General features: G+C 63.8%; 11 protein-coding genes. All 11 read left to right on the forward strand.

What is annotated here, in order from left to right:
* Window positions 1-158 precede the first annotated feature (158 nt).
* The 11 genes from urtA to PCLY_RS15440 all read left to right on the forward strand — a co-directional run bounded on the left by urtA (window position 159) and on the right by PCLY_RS15440 (window position 13928).
* Window positions 159-1391 carry an urea ABC transporter substrate-binding protein gene (urtA, locus tag PCLY_RS15390; protein WP_061240515.1) on the forward strand — a complete coding sequence of 411 codons (1233 nt, stop codon included), beginning with the start codon at window positions 159-161 and terminating at the stop codon, window positions 1389-1391.
* An 87-nt stretch (window positions 1392-1478) separates the two neighbouring features.
* Window positions 1479-2396 (forward strand): urea ABC transporter permease subunit UrtB, encoded by a 918-nt coding sequence (gene urtB, locus PCLY_RS15395; RefSeq protein ID WP_061240516.1) that lies wholly within the window; start codon window positions 1479-1481, stop codon window positions 2394-2396.
* A gap of 163 nt (window positions 2397-2559) precedes the next feature.
* Window positions 2560-3738 carry an urea ABC transporter permease subunit UrtC gene (urtC, locus tag PCLY_RS15400; RefSeq protein ID WP_061240517.1) on the forward strand — a complete coding sequence of 393 codons (1179 nt, stop codon included), beginning with the start codon at window positions 2560-2562 and terminating at the stop codon, window positions 3736-3738.
* Window positions 3735-4496 (forward strand): urea ABC transporter ATP-binding protein UrtD, encoded by a 762-nt coding sequence (gene urtD / locus PCLY_RS15405; RefSeq protein ID WP_061240518.1) that lies wholly within the window; start codon window positions 3735-3737, stop codon window positions 4494-4496. Before urtC ends, urtD begins: the two co-directional genes overlap by 4 nt.
* Window positions 4497-4558: 62 nt before the next feature.
* A complete protein-coding gene (gene urtE / locus PCLY_RS15410) occupies window positions 4559-5248 on the forward strand; it encodes an urea ABC transporter ATP-binding subunit UrtE (protein WP_061240519.1) in 690 nt (229 codons plus the stop codon).
* Window positions 5249-5551: 303 nt separating this feature from the next.
* Window positions 5552-6781, forward strand: coding sequence for a formamidase (fmdA, locus tag PCLY_RS15415; protein ID WP_061240520.1), 1230 nt, complete (start codon window positions 5552-5554; stop codon window positions 6779-6781).
* A 95-nt stretch (window positions 6782-6876) separates the two neighbouring features.
* Complete coding sequence (locus PCLY_RS15420) at window positions 6877-7224, forward strand: FmdB family zinc ribbon protein (RefSeq protein ID WP_061240521.1); 348 nt, start codon at window positions 6877-6879, stop codon at window positions 7222-7224.
* A 203-nt stretch (window positions 7225-7427) separates the two neighbouring features.
* Entirely contained in the window at window positions 7428-8471 is a 1044-nt protein-coding gene (locus PCLY_RS15425) for an aliphatic amidase (RefSeq protein WP_061240522.1), read from the forward strand.
* A 96-nt stretch (window positions 8472-8567) separates the two neighbouring features.
* Window positions 8568-9590, forward strand: a complete 1023-nt coding sequence (locus PCLY_RS15430; RefSeq protein WP_061240523.1) for an AAA family ATPase — start codon at window positions 8568-8570, stop codon at window positions 9588-9590.
* Between the two features lie 162 nt (window positions 9591-9752).
* Window positions 9753-12155 carry a membrane-bound PQQ-dependent dehydrogenase, glucose/quinate/shikimate family gene (locus PCLY_RS15435; RefSeq protein ID WP_061240524.1) on the forward strand — a complete coding sequence of 801 codons (2403 nt, stop codon included), beginning with the start codon at window positions 9753-9755 and terminating at the stop codon, window positions 12153-12155.
* A 174-nt stretch (window positions 12156-12329) separates the two neighbouring features.
* Window positions 12330-13928 (forward strand): methyl-accepting chemotaxis protein, encoded by a 1599-nt coding sequence (locus PCLY_RS15440; RefSeq protein ID WP_156458610.1) that lies wholly within the window; start codon window positions 12330-12332, stop codon window positions 13926-13928.
* The last annotated feature ends 20 nt before the right edge of the window (window positions 13929-13948 follow it).

Here is a 13948-nt window from a genome sequence, read left to right on the forward strand (position 1 = left end):
TTCTGCGCCCAGCTTGCACCAGGCTGGCGCAGGCTGCTGTACGTCAGATGACGTATGCCGTTACGTCATGCTGCGTATACCCCGCTTGCCGGGGCGAACGCATCCTTGCTGCGAAGCCGGCGTGGTTCGGCACGAATAACCAGCACAGGAGCACGACCATGGACTCTCAACCGATTCGACTTCTTCCTCGCCGGCTGGCGGTAGGGGCGGCAGCGCTCTCGCTGCTGGCCGCCAGCCTGTTCAGCCACGTGGCCAGCGCCGAGGTCAACAGCACCGGCCTGGCGGTGACCGACACTGAGGTGACGGTCGGTATCCTGCATTCGGCCACCGGCACCATGGCGATTTCCGAAACCGGGTCGATCCAGGCCGAGCGTCTGGCCATCGAGCAGATCAACGCCAGTGGCGGCGTGCTCGGCCGGCAGATCAAGGTCATTCAGGAAGATGGGGCTTCCGACTGGCCGACCTTCGCCGAGAAGGCACGCAAGCTGCTGGTCGGCGACAAGGTCGCGACCGTGTTCGGCTGCTGGACTTCGGCCTCGCGCAAGGCGGTGCTGCCGGTGTTCGAGAAGGAAAACGGCCTGCTCTACTACCCGACCTTCTACGAAGGCCTGGAGCAGTCGAAGAACGTCATCTACACCGGCCAGGAGGCCACTCAGCAGATCCTTGCCGGTCTGGACTGGGTGGCCAAGGAGAAGGGCGCCAAGACCTTCTACCTGCTGGGCTCGGACTACATCTGGCCGCGTACCTCGATGAAGATCGCGCGCAAGCACATCGAGAACGTGCTCGGCGGCAAGGTGGTCGGCGAAGAGTACTACCCGCTGGGCAACACCCAGTTCGGCTCGCTGATCAACAAGATCAAGTTGCGCAAGCCTGACGTGGTGTTCGCTGCCGTGGTCGGTGGCTCCAACGTCGCCTTCTACAAGCAGATGAAGGCCGCCGGTGTCACTGCCGACAAGCAGACCCTGCTGACCCTGTCGGTCACCGAAGACGAGCTGCTGGGTATCGGTGGCGAGAACATGGCCGGCTTCTACGCCTCGATGAAGTACTTCCAGAGCCTGGACAACCCGAACAACGCCGCCTTCGTCGAAGCCTTCAAGGCCAAGTACGGCAAGGACGCGGTGATCGGTGACGTGACCCAGGCCGCCTACCTCGGCCCGTGGCTGTGGAAGGCCGCCGTGGAGAAAGCCGGCAGCTTCGACATCGACAAGGTGGTTGCCGCTTCCCCGGGCATCGAGCTGGACACCGCGCCGGAAGGCTACGTCAAGGTGCACGACAACCATCACCTGTGGAGCAAGACTCGCATCGGTGAAGTGCAGAAGGACGGCCAGTTCAAGGTGGTCTACGAGTCCGACCTGATCGAGCCGAATCCCTTCCCGGAAGGCTACCAGTAACACCTGTGCATGGCTTGCCGGCGATCGCTGGATCGTCGGCAAGCCGGCTCCTACAAGGCCTTCTCTTCTCTATTGGAGACCATCAACATGGAATGGCTATCGGAATTCGGCGCCATCGCGGCCATGCAGGGGTTCAACGGCTTGTCCGTGTTCTGTGTTCTCCTGCTGATGGCGCTGGGGCTGGCGATCATCTTCGGGCAGATGGGCGTGATCAACATGGCCCATGGCGAGTTTCTCACCATCGGTGCCTACACCACCTTCGTGGTGTCCTCGCTGACCTCCAGCTATGCACCGGCCTTCGGGCCTTACTACTTCTTCCTCGCGATCATCCTCTCGTTCTTCATCGCCGGCGCCATCGGCTGGCTGGTGGAGTGGGCGATGATCAGCAAGCTCTACCAGCGTCCGCTGGACACCCTGCTGGCGACATGGGGCCTGTCTCTGGTGATGCAGCAGGGCTTTCGCTCGATCTTCGGTGCGCGCGAAGTCAGCGCCACGCTGCCGGAGTGGCTGATGGGCTCCTGGAACCCGACCGAGGCCATCGACATTCCGCGTAACGGCCTGTTCGTCATGGGCCTGACCCTGCTGCTCACCGTGCTGCTGTTTATCATGCTCTACCGCTCGCGCTGGGGCCTGCAGGTGCGCGCCACCATGCAGAACCGGGTGATGGCGCGTTCCGTGGGCATCAACACCAAGCGCGTCGACCGTATGACCTTCGCCCTCGGCTGCGGTGTCGCCGGCGTCGCTGGCGCGGCTTTCACCACCATCGGCTCGACCGGGCCGACCGCAGGTTCGCTGTACATCGTCGACACCTTCCTGGTGGTGGTCTTCGGCGGTGCGTCCAGCCTGCTCGGCACCATCGCTTCGGCGTTCAGCATCGCCCAGGCGCAATCGCTGCTGGAGTTCTTCACCAGCGGTTCGATGGCCAAGGTGCTGACCCTGTCCGCCGTGGTGCTGATCCTGATGCTGCGCCCGCAGGGGTTGTTCTCCATCAAGGTGCGCAAATGAACAGTCACTTTCAACCTACTGCGCGCTCCATCTGCGGCGGCGCGCGGTGCTCATTTGCTCGACGTACTGTGTGTACGCCTTCGTCGCTGCGCTCCGGGCTTCTTGCAGCTGGAGCTGCTCACTACGGTTCGAAGCGACTTTTTGTCTGCACGGAGGGCTTCTGATGAATCCGACACTCGACAAACTGCTCGGCGGCAAGCAGGGCGCCATCGGCCTGGCCTTGCTCGCCACGCTGATCCTGGTGGTGTTTCCGCTGGCGCTTGATGCCTTTCGCCTGAATATGGTGGGCAAGTACCTGACGTACGCCTTCGTCGCCGTTGGTCTGGTGCTGTGCTGGGGTTACGGCGGCATCCTCAGCCTTGGCCAGGGCATCTTCTTCGGCCTCGGTGGCTACTGCATGGCGATGTTCTTAAAGCTCGAGGCATCCGACCCGGAAAGCACCAAGATCCAGTCCACCCCTGGTATTCCGGATTTCATGGACTGGAACCAGATCACCGAACTGCCGCTGCTCTGGGAGCCCTTCCACAGCCTGAGCTTCACCCTGATCGCCGTGGTGGCGGTGCCGGTGCTGCTGGCGCTGGTGATCGGCCTGGCGATGTTCAAGCGGCGCGTGGGCGACGTGTACTTTTCCATCGTCACCCAGGCCATCGCGCTGATTCTCACCGTGCTGATCATCGGCCAGCAGGGCTTGACCGGTGGGGTCAACGGCATCACCGACCTGCGTACGCTCAAGGGTTGGGACATCCGCAGCGACGAGGCTCGGCTGATCCTCTATTTCGTCAGCGCGGCATTGCTCATCGGCTGCATTCTCATCGCCCGTTTCATCATCGCCTCCAAGCTTGGCCGCCTGCTGCTGGCGATGCGCGACAAGGAAGAGCGGGTGCGTTTCTCCGGCTACGACGTGGCCAGCTTCAAGATCTTCGTGTTCTGCGTGGGCGCGGCATTCGCCGGTATCGGCGGGGCGATGTTCACCCTGCAGGTGGGCTTCATGTCGCCAAGCTTCGTCGGCATCGTGCCGTCGATCGAAATGGTCATCTTCGCCGCCGTCGGTGGGCGTCTGTCACTGCTCGGTGCGGTGTACGGCGCGCTGCTGGTCAATTTCGGCAAGACCTACTTCTCCGAGAGTTTCCCCGAACTGTGGCTGTACCTGATGGGCGGGTTGTTCATCGTCGTGGTGATGTACTTCCCCAATGGCCTTGCCGGCCTGTGGGACAGCCACGGCAAGCGCTGGCTGGCGCGCGTGCAGCGCAAGCCGCAGGCGTCGATTGCCGCTGCGCCGCCTGTGCCCCTTGCGAGCACGCCAAGCAAACGTCCTGCCCCTGAACTGGAGACTACGCGATGAACAGCCCAGCAGGCTTTCAGGCCGCCAAGCCGGTACTGGCCATCGAAGGGCTTACCGTGTCCTTCGACGGCTTCAAGGCGGTCAACGATCTCAACCTCTACGTCGACCGCAACGAAGTGCATGTGGTGATCGGCCCCAATGGGGCCGGCAAGACCACGGTGCTCGACCTGATCTGCGGCAAGACCCGCGCCACCGCCGGCAGCATCGATTTCGACGGCCGTGAGCTGACCAAGATGCGCGAGTACGACATCGTCCGCGCCGGCGTCGGGCGCAAGTTCCAGAACCCGTCGATCTACGAAAACCTGACGGTCTTCGAGAACCTGGAGATGTCCTACCCGGCCGGACGCAAGGTGTTCGGCGCGCTGTTCTTCAAGCGCACGCAAGAGGTGATCGAACGGGTCGAGCAGGTGGCGCAGGAGATCATGCTCGGCGATCACCTGCACCGGCAGGCGGATCTGCTCTCGCACGGGCAGAAGCAGTGGCTGGAGATCGGCATGCTGCTGATGCAGGACCCGCAGTTGCTGATGCTCGACGAGCCGGTGGCCGGCATGAGCGTCAGCGAGCGGGTGGCCACCGCCGAACTGCTCAATCGCATCAGCCAGGGCCGTTCGGTGCTGGTCATCGAGCACGACATGGAGTTCGTCAAGAGCATCGCCCACCGCGTCACCGTGCTGCACCAGGGTAAGGTGCTGGCCGAAGGCAGCATGGAGGCGGTGCAGAGCAATCCCAAGGTCATCGAAGTGTACCTGGGGCATTGATCCGGGTCGGTCGTTTCTGTAGCCCGGGTGAAATCCGGGACTCGCTCAGCAAGGAGCCATCTATGTTCCAGATCAGCAACCTCGCCTCCGGCTACGGCCAGAGCCAGATACTTCACGAGCTCAACCTCGACGTGGCGAAGAAGGAAATCGTCGCAGTGATGGGCCGCAATGGCATGGGCAAGACCACCCTGTTCAAGAGTCTGATGGGCGTCCTGCCGCAATGGGGCGGGCAGATCCGCATCGATGGCAAGGACGTGTCGCAGCTGGAAACCCATCAGCGAGTGGAGAGCGGCATCGCCTATGTGCCCCAGGGGCGGATGATCTTTTCGCACATGACCGTGCTGGAAAATATCCAGACCGGCCTGCCGGCCTCCGCTGGTGGCAAGGTGCCGGATGACCTCTATGCGCTGTTCCCGGTGCTGCACGAGATGCGCCACCGCAAGGGCGGCAATCTTTCCGGTGGCCAGCAGCAACAGTTGGCCATCGCCCGCGCGCTGGCCACCAACCCCAAGGTGCTGCTGCTCGACGAGCCGACCGAGGGCATCCAGCCGTCGATCATCAAGGACATCGCCCGCAGCCTGAAGGAGATCCGCAACATGCGCGACCTGACCATCGTCGTCTCCGAGCAGGTGCTGTCGTTCACCATGGAAATCGCTGACCGCTTTCTGGTCATCGAGAAGGGCAAGTTCGTGGTCGAGGAAACTCGCGACAAGGTCGACGAGGCGAGCATCAGTCGTTATCTGTCGGTGTAGGTTTCTGCGTAGTCGACGTAGGAGCGGCTTCAGCCGCGAATCCCTCGCCATTCGCGGCTGAAGCGGAATGCCGCCCAGCCGCTCCTACGAAGATGCAAGCGCTTGGTTTTACGCTTTACGGTCGGTGTGTTCTCCATGCACCGGCCGCTTTTTCGCGTCCGCGAAAAATGCCTGCAGGCCGCATGAATCCTGCAATGCGGGCATACGTCATCCAACGTATTGGCCGATTTCTCTGCGCATTCGAGACTGGCTCCGTACCCCGGCACAGGCCGGCATTCCTCACAGGTCTTATGGAGCTCAGTCATGACCGATACCCTGATCAAGGTCGACCTCAACCAGGCTGCTACCGATAACGAACAGGTGCACAACCGCTGGCACCCGGACATTCCCATGGCCTGCTGGGTCAACCCGGGCGATGACTTCATTCTCGAGACCTACGACTGGACCGGCGGTGCGATCAAGAACGACGACGACGCCAGCGACGTGCGCGACGTCGACCTGTCCACCGTGCATTACCTGTCCGGCCCGGTGGGCGTGAAAGGCGCTCAGCCGGGCGACCTGCTGATCGTCGAGCTGCTCGATATCGGCGCCAAGCAGGACATGCTCTGGGGCTTCAACGGCTTCTTCTCGAAAAACAACGGCGGCGGTTTTCTCACCGACCATTTCCCTTCGGCGCAGAAGTCGATCTGGGACTTCGAAGGCATGTTCACCAAGAGCCGGCACATTCCCGGCGTGCGCTTCGCCGGTCTGATCCACCCCGGCCTGATCGGCTGCCTGCCGGATCACAAGATGCTCGCCGAGTGGAACAAGCGCGAGCAGGCGCTGATCGACACCAACCCGACCCGCGTACCGCCGCTGGCCAACCCGCCGTTCGCCAGCACCGCGCACATGGGCAAGATGCAGGGCGAGGCGCGCGACCTGGCGGCTGCCACCGGCGCGCGTACCGTGCCGCCGCGTGAGCATGGCGGCAACTGCGACATCAAGGATCTGTCGCGCGGTTCGAAGATCTTCTTCCCGGTCTACGTCGATGGCGCCGGCCTGTCGGTCGGCGACCTGCACTTCAGCCAGGGCGACGGCGAGATCACCTTCTGCGGCGCCATCGAGATGGCCGGCTGGGTGCACATGAAGGTCGAGCTGATCAAGGGCGGCATGGCCAAGTACGGCATCAAGAACCCGATCTTCAAGCCCAGCCCGATCGTGCCCACCTACAACAACTACCTGATCTTCGAAGGCATCTCGGTCGACGACGACGGCAAGCAGCACTACCTGGACGTCAACCTGGCCTACAAGCAGGCGTGCCTCAACGCCATCAACTACCTGACCAAGTTCGGCTACTCGCCGGCCCAGGGCTACTCGCTGCTCGGCTCGGCGCCGGTGCAGGGGCATATCAGCGGCGTGGTCGATATCCCCAACGCCTGCGCCACGCTGTGGCTGCCGACCGACATCTTCGAGTTCGACATCAACCCCAGCGCCAGCGGCCCGACCAAGTTCCTCGACGGCAGCATCGACCTGCCCATCGCCTACGACAAGTGAGCTACCCGCCTGTGGGAGGGGCTTCAGCCGCGACAATCGCCGCTAAAGCGCCTCCCACAATGCGCCGTCGTCCTATCTTTTGCGAGGAACCAGTCATGCCCATCTACGAATACGACTGCCCGAGTTGCGGCGACTTCAGCGTGTTGCGGCCAATGGCCGAGCGCGACGTGGCCTGCGCCTGCCCGCACTGCGACAGCCTCAGTGAACGAGTGATCCTCAGCGCGCCGGGGCTGACCAGTATGGCCGGCAGCCAGCGCCGCGCCCATGAAACCAACGAACGCAGCGCCCACGCGCCGCAGAGCCTCGAAGAGTACAAGGCCAACCGCAAGCACCCGGCCGGTTGCAGTTGCTGCGGCCCGAGCAAACCGGTGGCGCGCACCAAGGCCAACCCCCACGGCCTCAAGGCCAGCCCATCGACACGGCCGTGGATGATCAGCCACTGAGGCTGTTTCTTGGGGCCCCGCCTGCGCGGGGGGACGCGGGTTGTCACCGTCATTCCCGCGCAGGCGGGAACCCAGTTCGCAGAACGTTCCGTAGGAGCGGCTGGGCGGCATTCCGCTTCAGCCGCGATAACCAGCGACACATAGAGCATTTCGCGGCTGAAGCCGCTCCCACAAACAAGCAGTCAACCGGAGGGTTTTCAGCCATGCGCCACGGCGATATTTCCAGCAGCCCTGATACCGTTGGTGTTGCTGTCGTCAACTACAAGATGCCGCGCCTGCACAGCAAGGCCGAAGTGCTCGACAACGCGCGCAAGATCGCCGAGATGATCAAGGGCATGAAGCTCGGCCTGCCCGGTATGGACCTGGTGGTGTTCCCCGAGTACAGCACCATGGGCATCATGTACGACAAGGACGAGATGATGGCCACCGCCGCCACCATCCCTGGCGAGGAAACCGCGATCTTCTCCGCCGCCTGCCGCGAGGCCAAGACCTGGGGCATCTTCTCGCTCACCGGCGAGCGTCACGAGGAACACCCGCACAAGGCACCGTACAACACCCTCATCCTGATCAACGACCAGGGCGAGATCGTCCAGCGCTACCGCAAGTGCATCCCCTGGTGTCCCATCGAGGGCTGGTATCCGGGTGACCGCACCTACGTGTCCGAAGGCCCCAAGGGCATGAAGATCAGCCTGATCATCTGCGACGACGGCAACTACCCGGAAATCTGGCGTGACTGCGCGATGAAGGGCGCCGAGCTGATCGTGCGCTGTCAGGGCTACATGTACCCGGCCAAGGATCAGCAGGTGCTGATGGCCAAGACCATGGCCTGGGCCAACAACTGCTACGTGGCGGTGGCCAATGCCACCGGTTTCGACGGCGTATACAGCTACTTCGGCCACTCGGCGCTGATCGGTTTCGACGGCCGCACCCTGGGCGAATGTGGCGAGGAAGAAATGGGCATCCAGTACGCCCAGCTGTCGGTGTCGCAGATTCGTGATGCACGGGCCAACGACCAGTCGCAAAACCACCTGTTCAAGCTGCTCCATCGCGGCTACACCGGCGTCTACAACTCCGGTGATGGCGACAAGGGCGTGGCTGATTGCCCGTTCGAGTTCTACCGCACCTGGGTGCTGGATGCGCAGAAGGCCCAGGAAGACGTGGAGAAACTCACCCGCTCGACCATCGGCGTGGCTGACTGTCCAGTCGGTGAGTTGCCGCATCCTGGCAAGGAACGCACCGCCGGATGAATACGGTGGGAGGGGCTTTAGCCGCGACTGTCTCTTTCGCGGCTAAAGCCCCTCCCACGTAATTTCAGCAACCCCGTCATCAAATCGAGGCGGTCTATGCCCTTCGCCAACGACCTGATCGACAGCAACCGCGAGCGCCTTGAGCAGCAGGGCGTTGCCCGGCTGCAATCACGCTTCCTCTTCGAGCCCGTTACCGTGATGGCCTTGCTGCGTTCGCGCATCGTCGGCCAGGACGTGGTGCTGGCGCAGGTCGAGGCCATGCTCAAGGTGGTCAAGGCCGATATCGGCGAGCGCGAGCGGCCATTGGCGGTCAACCTGTTCATGGGCCCGACCGGTGTCGGCAAGACCGAGATCGTGCGCCTGCTGGCGCAGGCCATTCATGGCCGCGCCGACGCCCTGTGCCGCATCGACATGCACACCCTGGCCCAGGAGCACTACGCCGCGGCCCTGACCGGTGCGCCGCCTGGTTACGTTGGCAGCAAGGAGGGCACCACGCTGTTCGATGCCGAGGCCATCGCCGGCAGTTTCGGGCGGCCCGGTATCGTCTTGTTCGACGAACTGGAAAAAGCCAGCCCCGAAGTGCTGCGCAGCCTGCTCGGAATTCTCGAGCATGGCCGTCTGACCTTGACGGCTGGCAGCCGCACCCTGGATTTCCGCAATAGCCTGATCTTCATGACCAGCAATGTTGGCGCGCAGCAGGCGCAGCGCTATCGCCAGCGTTTCGCCCATGGCTGGCGACGTTGGCTGGGGCTGGCGCCGAAGGGCGAGGCAGCGCTGTTGGAGCAGGTGCTGCACGAGCGTTTCGAGCCGGAATGGCTCAACCGTATCGACCGCATCCTGGTGTTCGAGCGTGTCGACGAACAATGGCTCGAAGCGCTGCTGGACATCGAACTGGATAAGCTCAACCAGCGCCTGGGGCTCCAGGGCCGCTCGCTACATGTGGAGCAGAGTGCCCGCACCTGGCTGTGTCGCGAGCACGATGTCCGCTTCGGTGCGCGCGCCCTGACACGTCGCATCCGCACCGAGCTGGAGCCGGCCATTGCCGAACGGCTGTTGGCGCAACCGGCTCTGGTTCGGTTGTCCTGCACGGTGAAAGAGGCTCGCCTGTTGATCAATTAGCCACCGGTCAGCCTGCGTGCTTCAGAAGAGTCCGCTAGCGACCGCCAGTATGCGAGCCTGCAATTTCCGCCTTGTGCGCAGCGTCGCTGAACTCTCTGCTTAACTTTGCATCCACAGATCATGGCCCTGTTCTGGACGGGGCATTGGATCGGGGAGCGAGCAATGAGCGAGAACAACAAGGCGCAGCCCCTGCGTATCACACTGACGGCCTGGGTGGCTGCCGCTCTGGGCGCGCTGCTGGCGGTTGGCGGGGCATACCTGCTGTGGCTGGGCGGGTCCTGGTACTACCTGCTGGCTGGGTTGGGTTTGCTGCTGGTGGGCGTACTGATTCATCGTCGTCTGCGTGCGGCATTGTGGCTATATGCCCTGGTATTGATGGCCAGTCTGGCCTGGACGATCTACGAGGTGCGCTTCGACTGGTGGCAGATAGCGCCGCGCATCGACCTGTGGTGTGTGTTCGGCCTGTGGCTGTTGCTGCCTTTCGTCAATCGGCATATCGGCACGCGTGGTCAGTGGCGCGATGGTGCCAGCGGGCTGCTGGCGCTAGGTTTGCTGCTCGGCGCGGCGATGGCTGGTTATTCGCTGACGCAGGACTATCACCGCCTACCCGGTAGTTTCGATGCCGAGCGCAGGGCGGCAAGCGAGGCGAAAGCGGCCGATGAGTGGCCCGCCTATGGTGGCGCACGGCGCGGCGAGCGTTACGCCGCCGCGCAGCAGATCGACGCGCAGAACGTGGGGCGTTTGAAAAAGGCCTGGGAATTTCATACCGGCGACTTGCCGGGCGCAGGCGACCCCGGCGAGCTGACCAATCAGGTAACGCCACTGAAGATTGGCGACAACCTGTTCATCTGCACCCCGCACAGCATCGCCATCGCCGTGGATGCCGACACCGGCCAGGAACGCTGGCGCTTCGATCCGAAGATCAATCGCGACGCCGAGTATTACCAGCACATGACCTGCCGGGGCCTGGCCTATCACGACGCCACGGCCTACACCCGGCCGTCGTCGCCGGGCGATGTGGCGGCGCTAGCTGCCGAGGGCGAGCCACGCTGTACCCGGCGCCTGTTCCTGCCAACCGCCGACGCCACCCTGTATGCCCTGGATCTGTACGACGGCAAGCCCTGCGAGGATTTCGGCGCGGGCGGCAAGGTCGACCTCAAGGTCGGCCTGGGCGACGGCGCGCTGGGCGTGTACCTGCCCACTTCGCCGCCGGTGGTCACCGAGCATCTGCTGATCATCGGCGGCGCGGTGACTGACAACGGCTCGGTGGATTCACCTGGCGGCGTGATCCGCGCCTACGACGTCAACAGCGGCAAGCTGGTGTGGAACTTCGACCCCGGCCGCCCGGATGCCACCGAACCGCTGCCGGCCGGTGAAACCTACGTGCGCAGTACGCCGAACTCCTGGACCATCGCCACGGCGGACGAAGCGCTGGGCCTGGTCTACATCCCCATGGGCAACCAGACGCCCGACCAGTGGGCGGTGCAGCGCAGCCCCGAAGCCGAACGCTTCACTGCAGCGCTGGTGGCGCTCGACCTGGCCACCGGCAAGGTGCGCTGGGAGTTGCGCACGGTCAATCATGATCTCTGGGATCGCGACCTGCCGTCGCAGCCGACGCTGGTGGAGATCGACGGCCCCGACGGGCCGGTGCCGGCGCTTATCCAGCCGACCAAGCGTGGCGATCTCTACGTGCTCGACCGGCGTACCGGCAAACCCATCGTGCCAGTCACTGAACATCCCGTGCCGCAGGGCACGGTGGAGGGTGATTTCACCGCGCCGACCCAGCCGGCATCAGCACTCAGCTACGCCCCGCAGGAACCGCTGCGCGAGCGCGACATGTGGGGCGGCACGCCATTCGATCAACTGGCCTGCCGCATCCAGTTCCACCGCCTGCGTTACGAGGGCGACTTCACGCCACCATCGGAGCAGGGCTCGCTGATCTATCCGGGCAACGTCGGGGTGTTCAACTGGCCGTCGGTGGCGGTCGACCCGCAGCGGCAGATCCTCTTTGGCGCACCCAACTACCTGGCGTTCGTCTCGCGCCTGGTCAAGCGTGAGGACGGGCAGGACGTTCGCCATGGTGGCGGCGAAACCGGTCTGCAACCCAATCGCGGTGCGCCTTACATGGTCAGCCTGAAGCCGTTCCTGTCACTCCTCGGCCTGCCATGCCAGGCGCCGCCATGGGGCTACGTGACCGCGGTGGATCTGCGCAGCATGGAGAAGGTCTGGCAGCACAAGAACGGCACCAGCCGTGACAGCGCGCCGCTGGGCATCCCCCTGAGCGTCGGCGTGCCGAACCTTGGCGGCCCATTGGTCACTGCCAGCGGCCTGGGCTTTCTCAGCGGCACCCTGGATTACTACCTGCGCGCCTACGATCTGCGCACCGGCGAAGAGCTGTGGAAAGACCGCCTGCCAGCCGGTGGCCAGGCCACGCCGATCAGCTACGTGTCGGGCAAGACCGGCAAGCAGTACGTGGTGGTGATGGCCGGCGGCCACGGCTCGTTCGGCACGCGCATGGGCGACTCGCTGGTGGCCTGGACGCTGGAGGACGATGCGCCCGAGTGAGTCTCGCGGCGCATCGAGCGAGTTTCCCCTGGCCCGCCTCGCCTGTGGCGGGCCTACTTCTTTAGTACTGGATATGGCTCCTCGACCCGGCGCTGAGTAATACTGCGCTCGCATGCTCAGGTGGGTGCAACGCCTGCCGATAATCTGTGCAGTTCGAATCTCCGGAGAGTGAACGTGAACGTCAGTATTACGCGTTTGATGTGGGGTAGTGCGCTTTTCATTCTGGTGACGATGCTGGGTCTGGCGACCTGGATATCGCTGGAAATCGATCAGGTGGAATTGGGGGAGGGGCGTGCTGCGCAGCTGAGCGAGGCGCGTGAAGCAACCCAGGAGCTGCGCTACCACCTGGCCCAGGTGCAGCAGTTCTACACCGATGCCAGCCTCACCCAGGAGAACGAGCCTGCCGCCGAGGCGGCGCAGCATTACCGTGAGGCGAAGGCGCTGGTCGAAGATTTGCGTGCACTGTTGCCGGCCTATGCCGACCAGCTTGTCGCACTCAACGAACCGGTGGATCGCCTCGACGAAACCGGCCGCCGGATGTTTCAGGCCTACAGCCAGCAGGGCAAGCAGGCAGGGGACGTGGTGATGGAGGCCTTCGACGCACAATCGGCTGCGGTGATTGCTCGCTTCAACGAACTGCAGCAGCCACTTAGCAAGGAGTTCGCCGAGGTTCGTACCCGCAATGCCTCCCTGCTGGATGAGCTACACCTGGTGACCCTGGTCGCACTGGTGGCCATTGGGCTGGTGGTCTTCGCCGCTCTGCTGCTGATCAATCGTCGCGTGCTGCCGCCGATCCGCCGGCTCAATCATTCGATGCAGGATCTGGCGTCCGGCTCCGGTGATCTGACGCGTGAGATCAATCGCGAGGCCCAGGACGAGATTGGCGCGGTGGTCGACGCCTTCAATCTGTTCAGTCGTAACCTGCGTCAGCAGATCGCCAGCGTCGGTGAGGTGGCCGGTACCCTGGAGCATTCTTCCGGGCAGTTGATCAGCGACGCCCAGGCCTCCGAGCGCAGTGCTGGCGTACTGCGTGAAGAGATCGATCAGGTGGTCACCGCTGTGCACCAGATGTCAGTGACCGTGCAGGGCGTGGCCGAGCACGCGCGTGGCAGCTCGGAGCAGACCGCCGAGGCCGACCGCGAAGTGCGTTCGGCGCTCAAGGTGATCGACAGCACCATCAATGACATCCGCCAACTGGCCGGTGAGGTGGGCAGTGCGGCGCGGGTGATCAGCGAACTGGAGACCCATACCCAGGAAATCGGCGGCGTGCTGGAGGTGATTCGCACCATCGCCGAACAGACCAACCTGCTGGCGCTCAATGCCGCCATCGAGGCCGCACGGGCGGGCGAGCAGGGGCGTGGATTCGCCGTGGTAGCTGACGAGGTACGGACCCTGGCCAGCCGCACGCAGGCGTCCACCGCCGAGATCGACAGCATGATCCAGCGCTTGCAGGGCGCCTCGCGTCAGGCCGTGGATGTCATGCATGCCAGTCAGCAGCATGCCGAGAAGGGTGTGGCGCAGGCCGAAACGGCCGGCAAGACACTGGGCAGCATCGGTGGGTTGGTCGAGGCCGTTTCCCGTAGCAGCCAGCAGATTGCCGAAGCCGCGCGTGAGCAGTCGCAGGTCAGCGACGAGATCAATCAGCGCGTGGCCAACCTGGGTGAGGAGGCCGCGCGCAGCGTGAGCCTGGCGGAAAACACCCTGCAGCGTGGGCGCCATGCCGGTGAGAACTCGCAACGTCTGCACGGTATCGTCGGGCGCTTCCGTTACTAGTCGCGCAGGCGAACTTGCGG

This window comes from Ectopseudomonas composti (genome assembly GCF_001567565.1).
Lineage (GTDB): Bacteria > Pseudomonadota > Gammaproteobacteria > Pseudomonadales > Pseudomonadaceae > Aquipseudomonas > Aquipseudomonas composti_A.

Excerpts from the sequence above, each read along its gene's own strand:
- urtB (WP_061240516.1), top strand. The coding sequence starts at position 1,479 with ATGGAATGGCTATCGGAATTCGGCGCCATCGCGGCCATGCAGGGGTTC.
- urtD (WP_061240518.1), top strand. The coding sequence starts at position 3,735 with ATGAACAGCCCAGCAGGCTTTCAGGCCGCCAAGCCGGTACTGGCCATC.
- PCLY_RS15430 (WP_061240523.1), top strand. The coding sequence starts at position 8,568 with ATGCCCTTCGCCAACGACCTGATCGACAGCAACCGCGAGCGCCTTGAG.
- urtE (WP_061240519.1), top strand. The coding sequence starts at position 4,559 with ATGTTCCAGATCAGCAACCTCGCCTCCGGCTACGGCCAGAGCCAGATA.
- urtC (WP_061240517.1), top strand. The coding sequence starts at position 2,560 with ATGAATCCGACACTCGACAAACTGCTCGGCGGCAAGCAGGGCGCCATC.
- urtA (WP_061240515.1), top strand. The coding sequence starts at position 159 with ATGGACTCTCAACCGATTCGACTTCTTCCTCGCCGGCTGGCGGTAGGG.
- PCLY_RS15425 (WP_061240522.1), top strand. The coding sequence starts at position 7,428 with ATGCGCCACGGCGATATTTCCAGCAGCCCTGATACCGTTGGTGTTGCT.
- PCLY_RS15435 (WP_061240524.1), top strand. The coding sequence starts at position 9,753 with ATGAGCGAGAACAACAAGGCGCAGCCCCTGCGTATCACACTGACGGCC.
- fmdA (WP_061240520.1), top strand. The coding sequence starts at position 5,552 with ATGACCGATACCCTGATCAAGGTCGACCTCAACCAGGCTGCTACCGAT.
- PCLY_RS15420 (WP_061240521.1), top strand. The coding sequence starts at position 6,877 with ATGCCCATCTACGAATACGACTGCCCGAGTTGCGGCGACTTCAGCGTG.